A 14,750-nucleotide genomic window follows, 5' to 3' on the forward strand; every position below is an offset into this window, starting at 1 on the left:
CAGACCACGGGACGGTAGGGGATCACTTGCCTTCCTAAATATAGGTCGGCGGGTCGACTAGGCAAATGCCGGGAAACAGTGCGCCGAAGTCACGCGCACTTCATCGGATACGCGCGCTCGGGTTCCGCCCTGCCCGCTCGGGAAATCTGACTGCAATGGAATAAATGTCCCGATCCGTACGCCTGCGGACGGCAATCGTCCCGTCTCTGGCTCATATTTCGCAGTGGTGCGCCCCTTTCCACCATCGTGAAGTCAAATAAGGGATGACGAGCGTGCCCACGGGAACAATGATGCCATGGCACTTTTCGCTTCCCTGACCGCTGAATGGGCCTGTCCATGAACCTGAATCTCACATTCCCGCTGCGCGCATTCGGCGCGCCCTCCGTGCCGTCACCCTGGGACAGCATGGCGCCGGTACGGGAGGAGTTGTTCGGCATCGAACGGCTGGAGCAGCACGCGCAAAGCCTCGCCGCAGCCCAGCCGGTGACAGCATCGCCGCCACGCGTGCCATCCCTGCGCAGCCGGCTCAGCGACAATGCGACTGTCCTGCTGGCCGCCTATCGGGCGAGCGCCGCCGAGGTGGAGAGCGGCGCCGAGGTGGCGCCGGCGGCGGAATGGCTACTCGACAACTATCACATCGTCGAGGAGCAAATCCGCGAGATCCGGGACGACCTGTCCCCCGGCTACTATCGCCAGTTGCCCAAGCTCGCCGACGGTCCATTCGCTGGCTATCCGCGCGTTTTCGGGGTGGCGTGGGCCTTTGTCGCCCACACTGACAGCTACCTCGACCCCGACATCCTGCGCCGCTTTATCGCCGCCTATCAGCGCGTCCAGCCGCTGACGATCGGCGAGTTGTGGGCGGTTGCGATCACGCTGCGTATTGTACTGGTCGAGAACCTGCGCAGGCTCACCGGCCAGATCACCGCCGGCCGGGTTGCCCGTGCCGATGCGGATGCGCTGGCCGTGCGGCTGCTGGCCACAGGGGGCGCCCGCACGGCACTCGAAACAGATATTGCCGCACGCCCCGCTGCGCCGCTGTCCGAGTTGTTCGCCGCGCAACTTGCCAGGCGCCTGCGCGACCAGGACCCGAGAACCATGCCGGCACTGGGCTGGCTGGAGAAGCGCCTCGGGCTGCAGGGCACTTCGGTCGATGAGGTGGTGCTGCACGCGCAGCAGCGGCAAGGCGCCTCCAACGTGACGGTGCGCAACATCATCACGAGCATGCGGCTGATGTCCGATATCGACTGGGCCGAGTGGTTCGAGAGTGTCAGCCTGGTCGACGCGCGGCTGCGCGCGGGCAGCGCCTTTGCCGGGATGGATTTCCCGACCCGCAACCTGTACCGCAACGCAATCGAGGAGCTCGCGCGCGGCGCCTCGTGCCCGGAACTCAGGGTTGCCGAGCTGGCGCTCGGCGCCACGCCAATACCGGCGTCCACCTCGCCCTCACCGGTCCAGGTGGACGACATGACCGACGCGACCGAGGCCGGTCGCCGGGTCGATCCGGGCTATCACCTGGTCGGCCCGGGCCGCTGCGCGCTCGAACGAGCCATCCGGTTTCGCCCCCCGCCCCGCCTGTGGATCAGCCGCTTCAGCAAGCACCTGGGCATCGGCGGCTACGTCGGCGCACTCCTGCTCGTCACGGCCGGCCTGCTGGCGTTCGCGCTATGGATCTTGCCGGCTGCCAGCCTGACGCCCGGCTGGCTTGCCCTGCTTGCGCTGATCTGGATTGTACCGGCCAGCGAGGTCGCAGCAACGCTGGTCAACCGCGCGCTTGCAGGGCGACTGGGTGCGACGATCCTGCCCGGCCTGGAGCTCAAGGCGGGCGTTCCGCCCTCGCTGCGCACGCTGGTGGTCGTGCCGACCCTGCTGACCGGCGAGGCCGACCTGAGCGAGCAGATCGACCGGCTGGAGGTGCATCACCTCGCCGGCGCAGGCGGCGACCTGAGCTTTGCCTTGCTGACCGATGGCGTCGACGCGGACCAGGAGGAGCTGCCTGGCGACGCGCACCTGCTTGCCGTCGCCAGCGCGGCGATCGCCCGCCTGAACCAGCGCCATGGCCCGGGTCCGGCCGGCGACCGCTTCCTGCTGCTTCACCGACGGCGCGTATTCAACGCGGCGCAAGGCCAGTGGATGGGATGGGAACGCAAACGCGGCAAGCTGCTCGAGCTGAACCGGCTGCTGCGCGGCGCGACCGACACCAGCTACGTCGCCGTCGACGGTCAGGCGCCGCAGGTGCCGGCCGGCGTGCGCTACGTCATCACCCTCGACGCCGACACGCGGCTGCCACGCGACGCCGCGCTGCGGCTCATCGGCAAGATGGCCCATCCGCTGAACCGGCCATGGTTCGATGCGGCCCGGCAGCGCGTCGTGGGCGGCTACGGCATTCTCCAGCCGCGTGTTACGCCTTCGCTGCCGATCGGCCGTGAGGGGTCGCTCTTCCAGCGGGTCTTCTCCGGGCCGGGCGGCATCGACCCCTACGCGGCGGCCGCCTCCGACGTCTACCAGGATCTCTTTGGCGAAGGCTCCTTTACGGGCAAGGGCATCTATGATGTCGATGCTTTTGAAGCCGCGCTCAGCGGCCGGGTCCCGGAGAACGCGCTGCTCAGCCATGACCTGTTCGAAGGCGTGTTCGCCCGTGCCGGGCTGGCCTCCGACGTTGAGGTGGTCGAGGAGTTTCCCCCGCGCTACGACGTGGCGGCCAGGCGGCAGCACCGGTGGACGCGTGGCGACTGGCAACTGCTAGGCTGGATCTTCAGGCACCACAAAGGCATACACGCGGTGCCGGCCATCGGCCGCTGGAAGATGCTGGACAACCTGCGCCGCTCGCTGCTCGCGCCCCTGTTGCTCCTGAGCCTTGTGCTGTGCTGGTTCCTCCCCTGGCCGGCGGGGCCGCTGGCGACTATCTTGCCGCTGGCTGCGATTGCCATTCCGGCCGTCCTGCCGGGCATCTTGTCCGGTCTGCGGCACCGCAGCGGCATGCGCCTGCGCAACCATGTGCAGGCGCTGTTCGCAGACCTGCGGCTAGCCGCCACGCAGATCTTGCTGGGGCTGGCCTTCGTGCCCGACCAGGCCTGGCGCACGGGTGACGCCATCGCCAGGACGCTGGCGCGGCTGTTTTACACGCACCGCCATCTGCTCGACTGGACCACGGCCGCGCAGTCCGCCACGCGCCCGCGGCTGGACCTGGCCGGCTTTTACCGGCTGATGGCCGGCGGCACGCTGCTCGCGCTGTCGATGGCCGCCGCCGGGGTGGGCCTGGTGCCATCGTCATGGCCGCTCGTGCTGCCCTTTGCCCTGCTATGGCTGACGGCGCCAGCCCTTGCCCTGTGGACCAGCCGTGCGCCGGCCGTTGCGCGCCGGCTCGCGCTGCCGGCGACCGACGCGCTTGCGCTGCGCCTCACCGCGCGCCGCACCTGGCGCTTCTTCGAGACCTTCGTCACGCCAGTGGACAACATGCTGCCGCCCGACAACTTCCAGGAGACGCCAAAGCCCGTGGTGGCGCACCGGACCTCGCCGACCAATATCGGGCTCTACCTGCTGTCGGCCATCGCCGCGCGCGACTTCGGCTGGGCCGGGACCACCGAAACTGTCGAGCGCATGGAAGCGGCGTTCGCAGCGATGCGCAAGCTGCCGCGCTACCGGGGCCACTTCCACAACTGGTACGAGACGCTGGGCCTGCAGCCGCTGCATCCCGCCTACGTCTCGTCAGTCGACAGCGGCAACCTCGCCGCGCACCTGATCGTGGTCGCCAATGCCTGCGAAGAATGGACCAGCACCGCCGCGCCAGATCCGTGTCGCGGCCTGGCGGACACTGCGCGGCTGGCAAACGAGGCCCTGGCTGCGCTGCCCTTCGCACACAGCGAACCCGGACGGCAGCTTGGCGGACTACTGGCCGAGATCGACACCATGCTCGCTGGCTCACTCGACATGGCAACAGGGGCACCAGTGCTCAGGCGCCAGACGGAGAAGGTCGCCACGCTGGTGCAGGACATCCCGCCCGCGGCTGGCGACGACAATATTGCCGACCTGGTCTTCTGGACCGGGGCGCTGCAGCGCGCCGTCACCGAGCACGAGCGTGACCAGCTGCAGCAGGCTGAAGCCCCGCAGGCGCTGGCCGCCAGGCTGACGGCGCTCGCCCACACTGCGCGCGAACTGGCGCTGGCGATGGACTTTGCCTTCCTGCTCGATCCGGCGCGCAAGCTGTTGTCGATCGGCTATTCGCTTGCCGACAACCGGCCCGATGCCAGCTGCTACGACCTGCTCGCCTCCGAAGCGCGGCTCGCCAGCCTGTTCGCGATTGCCAAGGGAGACGTGTCGACCCCGCACTGGTTCCGGCTGGGGCGCATGGCGACGCCACTTGGCAGGGGCTCGGCACTGATCTCGTGGTCGGGCTCGATGTTCGAGTACCTGATGCCGTCACTGGTGATGCGCGCCCCCGCCGGCAGCCTGCTTGAACAGACCGCGCGCCTGGTGGTGGCGCGCCAGCGGGGCTACGGGCAGTCGCTGGGGATTCCCTGGGGCGTATCCGAATCGGCGTACAACGCCCGCGACAGGGAGTTCACCTACCAGTACTCGAACTTTGGCGTCCCCGGCCTGGGGCTCAAGCGGGGCCTGTCCGAGAACGCGGTGATCGCCCCCTATGCCACCGGGCTGGCGGCCATGGTCGATCCGCAGGCCGCACGCGACAACTACCGTCGCCTTGCCGAAGCCGGCGCCCTTGGACGCTACGGTTTCTACGAGGCGCTGGACTATACGCGCGCGCGCCTGGCCGAGAGCGAGACGGTCGCCATCGTACGCAGCTTCATGGCGCACCACCAGGGCATGACCATCGTTGCCATCGCCAACGCCCTCGACGGGGGGCGCATGCGTGAGCGCTTCCATCGCGAGCCGATGATCCAGGCCTGCGAACTGCTGCTGCAGGAACGCATGCCGCGCAACGTCGCCGTGGCGCACCCCCGCGCCGAGGAAGTGAAGGTCTCGGCAACGGCGGTACAGCCGCAGGACGCTGCGGTGCGGCGGTTCACGGCGCCGGCAACTGGCAATCCGGTCACCCATCTGCTGTCCAACGGACGCTACACCGTGATGCTGACCACCACGGGAATGGGCTACAGCCGCTGGCGGGACCTGGCCGTGACGCGCTGGCGGGAAGATGCCACTCGCGACGATTCGGGCTCCTTCATCTTCCTGCGTGATACGCAAAGCGGCACCACCTGGTCTGCCAGCACGCAGATGGCAGCCGATGGCGAGCGCGGCGGCGAAGTGGTGTTCGCCGAAGATTGCGCCGAGTTCGTCCGGCACGACGGCGGCCTGACAACCATCCTGGAAGTCCTGGTTTCCGGCGAGGACGACGGCGAGGTCCGCCGCGTGTCGCTGGTCAACAACGGGCGCCGCCCACGCGAGATCGAGCTCACTTCCTATGCCGAAGTCGTGCTCGCCGCGCGCGCGTCCTATGACGCGCATCCGGCCTTCTCCAGGATCTTCATCCAGACCGCACACCTGCCCGAGTCCGGCGCGCTGACCGCGACACGCCGCCTGCGCTCGCCCGAGGAGTCGCCGGTGTGGGCTGCCCACTTCTGCGTGGTGGAAGGCGAGCTTGTCGCCGATCCGCAGTACGAGTCCGACCGCGCGCGCTTCCTGAAAGACGGTCGCACGCCGGCTGCGTGCGCAGTCGTCACAGCCGGGCTGCCGCTCTCGAACACGGTCGGCACGGTCCTCGACCCGATCTTCTCGCTCAGGCAGCGCGTGCGGATTGCGCCTGGCGGCAGCGCGCGGGTGGCGTTCTGGACCGTCATTGCGTCGTCGCGCGCCGACCTGCTCGACCTGATCGACAAGCACCAGGACCGCAACGCCTTCGACCGGGCCAAGACCCTGGCCTGGACGCAAGCCCAGGTCGAGCTTCGCCACCTTGACGTCGACGCGGCGGAAGCGGCCGACTTCCAGCGCCTCGCGGCTCCGCTGCTCTACGCCGATGCCCGCTTCCGGGCCCCGCCCGACGCCATCCTGCGCGGCGCGGGTCCGCAGTCAGGACTATGGCCGATGGCGATTTCCGGCGACTTGCCTGTTGTCCTCCTGCGCATCGACGAGATCGAGGATATCGTCCAGGTGCGCCAGTTGTTGCGCGCCCACGAATACTGGCGCATGAAGGGGCTTGGCGTCGATCTGGTCATCGTCAACGAGCGCGCCTCGTCCTATATCCAGGACTTGCAGATGGCGATCGAGACCGCGGTTCGCAGCAGCCATGCGCAAAGCCAGACGGGCGAAGAAGCGGTGCGCGGATCGGTCTATACCTTGCGTGCCGACATGATGACTCCCGAAGCCCGCGCCCTGCTCCAGTCGGTCGCGCGCGTCGCGCTGATGGCCCGACGCGGTTCCATCGCGGACCAGCTCGCCCGACTGCCCGGCGCGGCGGCCCCGCTTGCCGTACCGGCCCGGCGCCGCCAGCGCGCGGCACCGTCAGTGCCGCCGGTGCCGGCGCAGCCCGGGCTCGAGTTCTTCAACGGCCTGGGTGGCTTCGATCAGGACGGCAGGGAATATGTCGTGGTGCAGAACGCAGAGCGGTCGACCCCTGCCCCATGGATCAATGTGATCGCGAATCCCTGCTTTGGCTTCCAGGCGTCGGCCAGCGGCAGCGGCTGCACCTGGGCGGAGAACAGTCGCGACAACCAGCTGACGCCCTGGTCCAATGACGCTGTCGCGGACCCGTGCGGCGAGGCAATCTATATCCGCGACGAGGACAGTCTCCAGGTCTGGAGCGCCACCGCGCAGCCGATCCGGGACCAAGGCACCTACACCGCACGCCATGGCCACGGCTACAGCTGCTTCACGCATGAGGTCGACGACATCGCGCTGGCGTTGCTGCAGTACGTTGCGCTGGACGATCCGATCAAGATTTCGCGCCTGACGCTGCGCAATCTCTCCGGCACCCCGCGCCGGCTTTCCGTGACGGCCTATACGGAATGGGTGCTCGGCACCTCCCGGGGTGCTTCGGCGCCGTTTATCACGACGGCGCCGGACCAGGCCACCGGCGCCATCCTGATCCGCAATCCGTGGAGCACGGCGTTTGCGGGTCGCGCGGCCTTTGCCGATCTGGGCGGCAGGCAGACTGCCTGGACCGCCGATCGTACCGAGTTCCTTGGCCGGAATGGCGGCCCGGACGCGCCCGCGGCGCTGCTCGGCAAGGCACCCTTGTCCGGCACGACCGGGGCCGGGCTCGACCCCTGTACGGCCTTGCAGTGCAAGGTCGAGCTGGCAGCCGGCGAAACCGTCGAAGTCGTTTCGTTCATCGGACAATGCGCCTCGGCCGCCGAGGCCAGCGCGCTGATTGCGCGCTATCGCCAGACGGATCTCGACGCCACGCTGGCGACCGTCACCCGGCACTGGCAGCGCCTGCTTGGCGCGGTACAGGTCAGGACACCGGACCGCGCCATGGACATCATGCTCAACGGCTGGCTTCTCTATCAGACGCTAGCCTGCCGCATCTGGGCGCGCGCGGCCTTCTACCAGGCAAGCGGCGCCTACGGATTCCGCGACCAGTTGCAGGACCATATGGCGCTCACCCTTGCCAGTCCCGACGCCACGCGGCGGCACCTGCTGCGCGCCGCCGGGCGGCAGTTTGTCGAAGGCGACGTCCAGCACTGGTGGTTGCCGCATTCCGGGCAAGGCGTGCGAACCAGGATTTCCGACGACCGCGTGTGGCTGGCGTTCGCTACCGCCAGCTATATCGCCAGCGCCGATGACACCGGCGTGCTGGACGAGATGGTGCCGTTCCTGGATGGCCAGCTGCTGGGCCCCACCGAGGCGGATGCCTTCTTCCAGCCAATGGTCTCGGATGTGTCAGCCTCGCTGTTTGAACATTGCGCGCGCGGGATCGACGGCTGCATCGCGCATACCGGCGAGCACGGGCTGCCGCTGATCAGCAGCGGCGACTGGAACGATGGCATGAACCTTGTCGGCGCCGGCGGCAAGGGCGAGAGCGTCTGGCTGGGCTGGCTGCTGGCACGCACCCTCGACATGTTTACACCGTTGGCGCAGACCCGCGATGCCGGGCGCGCCAACCGCTGGCGCGCGCATGCGGCCTTGCTGCGCGAGGCGCTGGAACGAGTGGCCTGGGACGGCGACTGGTATTGCCGTGCGACCTTCGACAACGGCACCTGGCTCGGCTCGAAAGACCGTGAGGAATGCTATATCGACGCCATCGCGCAGTCATGGGCCGTGCTGTCGGGCGCGGCCGATCCCACCCGTGCCCGTGCCGCGATGGCGTCGCTGGAAAAGTATTTGGTGCGCCGCGAAGACGGGCTGGCATTGCTGTTCACCCCACCCTTCGACAAAGGCGCCCTCGACCCCGGCTACATCAAGGGCTACCCGCCCGGCCTGCGCGAGAACGGCGGGCAATACAGCCATGCCGCGATGTGGGCAGTCCTCGCATTCGCCAGGCTGGGCGAGGCCGGCAAGGCCGTCGAACTGTTCTCCCTGCTCAACCCGATCAACCATGCGCTGACACCCGTAGCCGTCGAGCGCTACAAGGTCGAGCCCTATGTGGTGGCGGGCGACGTCTACTCGGTAGAGCCCCACATCGGCCGCGGCGGCTGGACCTGGTACACGGGTGCCGCGGGATTGATGTATCGCGCCGGTGTAGAGGGCATCCTGGGGATCCGGATCGAGGGAGGCCAGTTGGTCGTTGCCCCTTGTATTCCTGCCTCGTGGCCAGGCTTCCAGGCCACAGTGACCGTGGCGTCTACCCGCTATGAGATCAACGTGGAAACGTCATTGCACCGTGCCGGCGGTGTCTCGCAGGCGATCCTTGACGGCGTCAGCATCCCCTGTAAGGACGGCCAGGCCAGCATCCCTCTTGATGGGGGCGAGCACACGCTGCTGGTCCAGGTCTAGCTCCCCCGTATCCGGGCAGTCAATCCATGCCGGTGCCCCGTCAAGCGTACGGCACCGGACTGACACGACATCCCATCCGGACTAGGCTCTGATCAGGATAGAGCTGTCTCTATCGATACGACGTACCGGCGACAAGTACTTCAGCGAATCCCCCGAATCGGTGCTCTGGATTCCATGGCATGGCCATCGACAACGCGATCCGCTAGAACGGCCGCCACCCGCCTGGCAGCATCGGCGGAGGGCATGTTTTTGCAGAATCAGGAGCGCATCATGTCAATTGGTCTCTTGCTGTTGATTGTCCTGGCTATCTTCTTCGTTGGGGCAATTCCCACCTGGTCGTACAGCAGCGGTTGGGGCTACGCTCCGTCCGGCGCACTCGGGGCGATTCTTGTTGTGGTCCTTGTCCTGTTGCTGCTAGGCAGACTCTAGGGCAGGCATCGGGAATACTCCCGACATCGCAAGCACGCTGTGCCGCGGCCGAATTGCCTCAGCATCCGGCACGCAACACCAATGAAGAGGAATACATCATGAACAAGGATCAAGTGAAGGGCCGGGTCACGGCGGCCGCCGGGAAAGTCAAGGAAGCCTTTGGCAGGATGACTGGAAACAGACAAACGCAAGTGGCGGGAATCCTGAAGAAGGATATCGGCAAGACGCAGGCAGCGTATGGCGACGTCAAGGCGGATATCAAGAAGGCGGAATAAAGCGATACGGAGTGAGGGCGAGCACCCGAGCCAGCGCACCGCCGGCGGGATGGGATAGGCGACCAGTCGGCTGGTCGCCTTCTCCCGATTCGGCTTTTCCTCGTTACATGCCGGCGCCAGGAGACACCCATGCTGGACACGATGCTGAATCAATTCCCTCCCATCGAGCAGGAGGCTTTCCGCGAGACCTGCCTGCGCAATGGAGTCGCCCCCGACGGATTTACCGTGACAGCGGTTGAAGACGCGGCAGGCGCTGTGCCGGCTCACGGCCGCACCATCTCGGTAGGCTTCGGCAGGGAAATCCGCCAGTACGACGGAAACCTGGGTGCGCAATGGACTGTCGATTTCGAGGACGACCTGAGATCGCGCGTCTTCGGCTGAGGTTCTCGCCGAGGCAGGTACCGCGGCGCTGCTGATGTCAGGTTTCAAGTCGAGGCAAGAGCAGCGGCACGCTGTTCGCTGCCTCCGTACGCTGTCGTACCGCTTTCCCACCCGCTTTGGCGTACGCTGAATCATTGCCAGATCAGCAGGCTGACCAGCCTGTAGCCACCGGCAGGAATACCGCCCGAGCACGCCAATCAGATGGAGCCATCGTGAACATCATCACCAGCGCCGGCCCTCTCATATCGCTGATCGCTGGCATCCTGATTCTTGTCATGCCGCGACTGCTCAATTACATCGTCGCCATCTACCTTATCGTCATCGGCCTGCTCGGACTGTTTGGCGGACATCTGCGCTGAGCGGACGGGGTGGCCTGCTTCGTTCCAGCTGTCCCTCAGGAGGCATTTCCGCAATCCAGAGTTTCTCCCCGTGGCGCCTCATCTCCATATGCGGCCGCCCGGTTTAGTCCTCGCCGCCCCATGAAAACTGACGTCGCGGTAAGGATCCACCTTCCGGGCACCAGCACGCCCGGGCAGTCGAGTACATCATGCGTACCCTGCTCTGTCTTCGCTTCAAGAATGCCGCTGCCGCCCGCAACGGCTGGGCAAAACTGCTTCCCCTAGTGCGCGCGCCGGCCTATGTGACCGGCCCGTGGTTCATTGGCCGGGGCCTGCGGCCGGTCGAGGGTTTTCCGGGCGCAGACCCCACGCACACCACCTTCCGGCATGAAGGCTCGATCGCAGGCTATGCCGCCTTTGCGATACTTGGCCTAGTGCTGGCGGGCTATTACGGCGACCATTCCGCCCCCCTGAGTGGCCTCACCACCTTTGGCCTTGGCTTCGTAGCCTTCGGCGTTTGTGGCTGGCTCCTTGGTGCGTTGTTCGGCGCCACGTTGCCGCGACAGCGGCTGGCGCGGGCTGCCGCACTCTTGTCGCAGGGCGAACTCATCATGATCGTCGGATGCAGATCCTCCGAGAAGGAAACGATCAAGACGCTGCTATACGAGCTGGGCGGGGTAGGCATTGACGAGCACGGCGACTTCTTGCCACATCTGCGCTGGACCTAAGCGTGACCGTCCCGCGGCACCAGGCGGTGCCGCCGGTGAAAGATAGGCCTGGTGAAAGCCAGATGTCCGCTTTCAGAGATTGATCAGACCTGCTGCCACGTTTACGCACAGTCCCAGTACAGCGATATTGAAGTAGAACGAGAGCACGGACTGCGCAAGTACCGCTTTGCGGATGGGCCGCGATCTCAGTGCCACGTCCGACGTTTGCGAGGTCAACGCGATCGTGAACGAGAAGTACAGGAAGTCCCAATAATTCGGCTCAAGCGCGCTATCCGGAAAGCTGAGTGCCGATTCATCGGTACTCTCCTGCGCTGAGCCGTAGAAGAGCCGCGCATAGTGCAACGCGAACATTGCCGGAATCAGGAACCAGGCGCCGAACAGCGTCGCCACGGTGAAGGCAAGATGCCCCAGCCCCGCGCCGAGCCCCAAATCTTTCACCGTGGCCAGCTGGCGACCGCAGCAATGCAAACGACTAGCAGAAACGTAGTGGCCGTCTCGTCCTCGCGAATGGCAATTTCCCTGACCATGTCTTGTGGCGCCCTGGCCATCAGCCACCAGATCAGCACGAGATACGACCAAACGGCGATGTCCCAACCGAAGATGACGCGCACTAGCGGGCGCAGCGACACCGGCGCCATGGATGCAGCGATGATGCCGATCACTAGCGCGATGGCGGCGCGCGGCCGGAATCGAATGAGCTTCGGGACAGGGAGAACGGGGAGCATGAGCATCAGATGGTGGGTGGAATGGCCGCTTGCGCAGGCCGCCCGATCTGGCGCCGACGCGCGTTCCAACGAAGCTCCTCGACCATCAACGGCTCGCCAGGCTAGGCTCGCGCTCCGGGCCGCGCCGACCCTTTGCACGAGGGTGGCCTATGCCTGACAGCAGCTATGCGGTGAGAACCTATGCCAGCGTAGCGCGTTCCAGTCGCCCGCTCAAGCTGCCTTCACCGGTCTATCGAGTTGGCTTTCATGCCTCAATGAATGCCTTGAGCGCTGTCGTGAATGCAGCGTTCCCGATGCTCTCGTGAACATCGCGGAAGTCGTCCAGTTGGAAGCGAGGGATGATCAGCGCTTTGGATCAATCTTGTGAGACGGCAATATGCTGAGGAGCATTGGTGTGCATCCACGGGTTGAATCCGCAGGCCAATCCGGCGGTTCGGCGTCTGTCACCAAACCGCCGAGATTGCTCAAGAGAAGCCATCTCGGGCTAGCCTGATATTTCCCAGAGTCAATTCACGCGGTTGCTAGTGGATGGCAAAGGCAACTGCAAACTGCTGGGCTCGTTGCCATTTCGGCCTCGCGGTAGCCGCCCGAACATCCAGCGTGAACTAGTTCAAAGCGAGGGCTTTGTTGTTGACGCAAGCATCATCAACGCATCCGCGCTTGCAGATCATCCATTTCTTCCAGCAGGTCGGCCACCAAAGCGGCCAGTTCGGGTATGGCGTCAAAGTCACGCTCCAACTGACGCATGCGCCGCGCCCGTCGAAGGCTGGCGCTGGAAAACCGCCAGACGCCAGCGACACTTACAGCATGGGGGAACAAGCCCTCATTTACATGCCGCCTGAGCCACTCTGGTTCTACCATGCAGGCTGCCGCCACTTGCTCCAGAGTCAGCCAGGCATCTTCCATCAGGCAGCCGATCAGAACGTCATTATCCGGCATGGGTCAGGCTCTCCTATCCGGGCGCGGATTAAAGCTCAATTCCCGCGCCATGGTTTCATAAAGCTCCCGCGCCTTGGGGGTGTTTGCCGGCGGCAACACCACCTGGATGTCCAGCAGCAGATCGCCCGGTGGATTAGCGGGAATGCCCTTGCCGCGCACACGTAGCTCGCTGCCGCTCTGGGCGCCAGGGGGAATGCGCACCTGCAGTTCGCCCCCAGGTAAATCGACGGGCACCACCGCCCCCAGCGCCGCCTCCCATGGCGCCACCTGCAGCGTGAGGTGTAGATTTCGCCCCTTCACTTTCAGTTGGTCGTGCGGTTTGAAATGCACCTCCAGAAAAAGATCCCCGGCCGGCGCACCGCCGATCCCCGGCGCTCCCTGCCCGGCCAGACGGATGAGCTGACCTTCGCGCACGCCTTTGGGAATTTTCACGCTGAGGGTCCGGCTCCTCGACTGCGCTCCGCCCTGAGCGTCCATGCTTGGCACCCGCAGCGAAAGTTGACGGGTGGCGCCGGTAAAGGTGTCGTCCAGGTCCAGCAGCACCTTCGCGTGGTGATCCACACCGCGTGACTGGAAGCTGCCACCGTGCGTATGGAAGCCGCGGTGTCTGCCCCCCACATGGCCAAACAGCTCGGCGAAGAAGTCGCTGAAATCGGCCTCTTCCTGAGGCGAGAAGCTCCGACTCGAGAACTCGAAGCCGGTGTCCCAGCCCGGTGGCGGACGGAACTCCTGGCCGGGCTGATTGCCTCGTCCCAATTGATCGTAAGCGGCGCGCTTTTCCGGGTCGGAGAGCACGGCGTAGGCCTCGTTGAGCTGCCTCATGCGCAGTTCGGCATCCGACTCCTTGGAAACGTCAGGATGGAACTTGCGCGCGAGCTTGCGGAACGCCTTCTTGATGTCCTCCGCCGTGGCATCGCGTGCCACCCCCAGCGTTTTGTAGTAGTTCTGGAACTCCATGCGTGTTCCCCTTTTCCGGTCTCGAGGGCTGCTCTTCACCTCGGAAGAATGATGTCGAATACCAGTCAAATCAAGAACTTGAAATCCCCAGGCGAAGCCTTACCATTGCAACCGGGGGCGTCCGAATATGGCGCCCGCGCGAAAGCGAATGGAGGCAAACATGATGTATCGATCGTTGTTTCCCCGTGACGTATTCTCAGAACTGGAACGGCTACAGCGCGAATGGCAGCAGCCATTCGAGCTGTCTTCCAGCATTCGTGGTCGGGTCAGTTTTCCGGCCATGAATGTAGGCGGCACCCCCCACTCGGTGGAAATCTACGCTTTTGCCCCTGGCGTCGATCCGGCCAGCATCGACGTGCAGCTGGTGCAGAGCGTGCTGACCATTGTCGGCGAGCGCAAGCCCGATCTCCCCAACAAGGACGAGCAAACCTCCATGCATATCGATGAACGCTTCGCCGGCCGCTTCCGCCGTGTGGTAAGCCTACCAAACGACGTGAATCCCAATGCGGTGGAGGCCAAGTACCGCGACGGCGTGCTGCACATCAGCATCCAGCGCCTCGAAGCCGCGCAGCCGCGCCAAATCAGCATCCAGTGAGCGAGGAGGATCAGGCCATGAGCGAAACTACTGCTGTCACCAAGCAAGCCGACACTGCCAGCACTGAAGCAGCCCTGATGCCGCCAGTGAATGTGTACGAGGACGCCGCAGGCATCACCCTGTACGCCGATCTGCCGGGTGTGCCCAAGGACAAGCTGGCCGTGCAGGTGCAAGGCGATATCCTGACCATCAAGGGCGAAGTCGCCCTGGATCTGCCGGAGGGCATGGAAGCCAGTTACGCGGAGGTTTCTCTGCCCCGTTACCGGCGCGTGTTCACGCTATCCAAGGAACTAGATGCCGAAAAGGTTGTCGCCGAGTTCAACCACGGCGTGCTCAAGCTGCGCATCCCGAAAGCCGAACACACGCAACCCAGCCGCATTGAGGTCAAGGTGGTGTGATGTAAGCCGGGCGGCCGTGGGCATCACCCATGGCTGCCCACACGTAGGAGGGCTGACATGAAGCTGGAATCGTTGAAAGAGAGTTTCGGTATTCGCCCC

General features: G+C 65.3%; 10 protein-coding genes and 1 pseudogene. 8 read left to right on the forward strand and 3 right to left on the reverse strand.

All coding sequences use genetic code 11. From position 1 onward, the window contains the following. Window positions 1–336: 336 nt before the first annotated feature. The 6 genes from ABNX08_RS40225 to ABNX08_RS40250 all read left to right on the forward strand — a co-directional run bounded on the left by ABNX08_RS40225 (window position 337) and on the right by ABNX08_RS40250 (window position 11,037). Window positions 337–8,886 carry a GH36-type glycosyl hydrolase domain-containing protein gene (locus ABNX08_RS40225; RefSeq protein ID WP_349606636.1) on the forward strand — a complete coding sequence of 2,850 codons (8,550 nt, stop codon included), beginning with the start codon at window positions 337–339 and terminating at the stop codon, window positions 8,884–8,886. 270 nt (window positions 8,887–9,156) lie between these two features. Then, a complete protein-coding gene (locus ABNX08_RS40230) occupies window positions 9,157–9,315 on the forward strand; it encodes a DUF3309 family protein (protein WP_349606659.1) in 159 nt (52 codons plus the stop codon). A 98-nt stretch (window positions 9,316–9,413) separates the two neighbouring features. Continuing rightward, window positions 9,414–9,590: a CsbD family protein gene (locus ABNX08_RS40235; RefSeq protein ID WP_349606633.1), complete on the forward strand. Its 177-nt coding sequence runs from the start codon at window positions 9,414–9,416 to the stop codon at window positions 9,588–9,590. A gap of 129 nt (window positions 9,591–9,719) precedes the next feature. Then, window positions 9,720–9,971 carry a hypothetical protein gene (locus ABNX08_RS40240; RefSeq protein ID WP_349606631.1) on the forward strand — a complete coding sequence of 84 codons (252 nt, stop codon included), beginning with the start codon at window positions 9,720–9,722 and terminating at the stop codon, window positions 9,969–9,971. Between the two features lie 212 nt (window positions 9,972–10,183). Next, the gene (locus ABNX08_RS40245) at window positions 10,184–10,330 is read left to right on the forward strand and encodes a DUF3096 domain-containing protein (protein ID WP_013952956.1); all 147 of its coding nucleotides are present in this window, start codon (window positions 10,184–10,186) and stop codon (window positions 10,328–10,330) included. A gap of 188 nt (window positions 10,331–10,518) precedes the next feature. Continuing rightward, window positions 10,519–11,037, forward strand: a complete 519-nt coding sequence (locus ABNX08_RS40250; RefSeq protein WP_349606629.1) for a hypothetical protein — start codon at window positions 10,519–10,521, stop codon at window positions 11,035–11,037. A gap of 72 nt (window positions 11,038–11,109) precedes the next feature. Here ABNX08_RS40250 and ABNX08_RS40255 read toward each other — a convergent pair. From ABNX08_RS40255 to ABNX08_RS40265, 3 genes and pseudogenes are all read right to left on the reverse strand, one after another. Beyond that, window positions 11,110–11,762 (reverse strand): annotated as a pseudogene (locus ABNX08_RS40255) (DUF1345 domain-containing protein). Between the two features lie 645 nt (window positions 11,763–12,407). Further along, the gene (locus ABNX08_RS40260; protein ID WP_349606627.1) at window positions 12,408–12,701 is read right to left on the reverse strand and encodes a chaperone modulator CbpM; all 294 of its coding nucleotides are present in this window, start codon (window positions 12,699–12,701) and stop codon (window positions 12,408–12,410) included. 3 nt (window positions 12,702–12,704) lie between these two features. After that, on the reverse strand, window positions 12,705–13,658 hold the full coding sequence (locus ABNX08_RS40265; protein ID WP_349606625.1) for a DnaJ C-terminal domain-containing protein: 954 nt from the start codon (window positions 13,656–13,658) through the stop codon (window positions 12,705–12,707). A gap of 160 nt (window positions 13,659–13,818) precedes the next feature. On the opposite strand from ABNX08_RS40265, the gene ABNX08_RS40270 reads away from it, so the two are divergent. Together ABNX08_RS40270 and ABNX08_RS40275 are read left to right on the forward strand one after the other, a co-directional pair. Next, window positions 13,819–14,253, forward strand: coding sequence for an Hsp20/alpha crystallin family protein (locus ABNX08_RS40270; protein WP_349606623.1), 435 nt, complete (start codon window positions 13,819–13,821; stop codon window positions 14,251–14,253). A gap of 17 nt (window positions 14,254–14,270) precedes the next feature. Beyond that, window positions 14,271–14,651: an Hsp20/alpha crystallin family protein gene (locus ABNX08_RS40275; RefSeq protein ID WP_349606657.1), complete on the forward strand. Its 381-nt coding sequence runs from the start codon at window positions 14,271–14,273 to the stop codon at window positions 14,649–14,651. Window positions 14,652–14,750 lie beyond the last annotated feature (99 nt).

It is taken from the genome of Cupriavidus sp. DF5525 (assembly GCF_040149425.2).
Taxonomy (GTDB): Bacteria; Pseudomonadota; Gammaproteobacteria; order Burkholderiales; family Burkholderiaceae; genus Cupriavidus; species Cupriavidus pickettii_A.

Coding starts and splice junctions, on each gene's coding strand:
- ABNX08_RS40235 (WP_349606633.1), top strand. CDS start 9,414: ATGAACAAGGATCAAGTGAAGGGCCGGGTCACGGCGGCCGCCGGGAAA.
- ABNX08_RS40225 (WP_349606636.1), top strand. CDS start 337: ATGAACCTGAATCTCACATTCCCGCTGCGCGCATTCGGCGCGCCCTCC.
- ABNX08_RS40260 (WP_349606627.1), bottom strand. CDS start 12,701: ATGCCGGATAATGACGTTCTGATCGGCTGCCTGATGGAAGATGCCTGG.
- ABNX08_RS40230 (WP_349606659.1), top strand. CDS start 9,157: ATGTCAATTGGTCTCTTGCTGTTGATTGTCCTGGCTATCTTCTTCGTT.
- ABNX08_RS40270 (WP_349606623.1), top strand. CDS start 13,819: ATGATGTATCGATCGTTGTTTCCCCGTGACGTATTCTCAGAACTGGAA.
- ABNX08_RS40275 (WP_349606657.1), top strand. CDS start 14,271: ATGAGCGAAACTACTGCTGTCACCAAGCAAGCCGACACTGCCAGCACT.
- ABNX08_RS40265 (WP_349606625.1), bottom strand. CDS start 13,658: ATGGAGTTCCAGAACTACTACAAAACGCTGGGGGTGGCACGCGATGCC.
- ABNX08_RS40240 (WP_349606631.1), top strand. CDS start 9,720: ATGCTGGACACGATGCTGAATCAATTCCCTCCCATCGAGCAGGAGGCT.
- ABNX08_RS40250 (WP_349606629.1), top strand. CDS start 10,519: ATGCGTACCCTGCTCTGTCTTCGCTTCAAGAATGCCGCTGCCGCCCGC.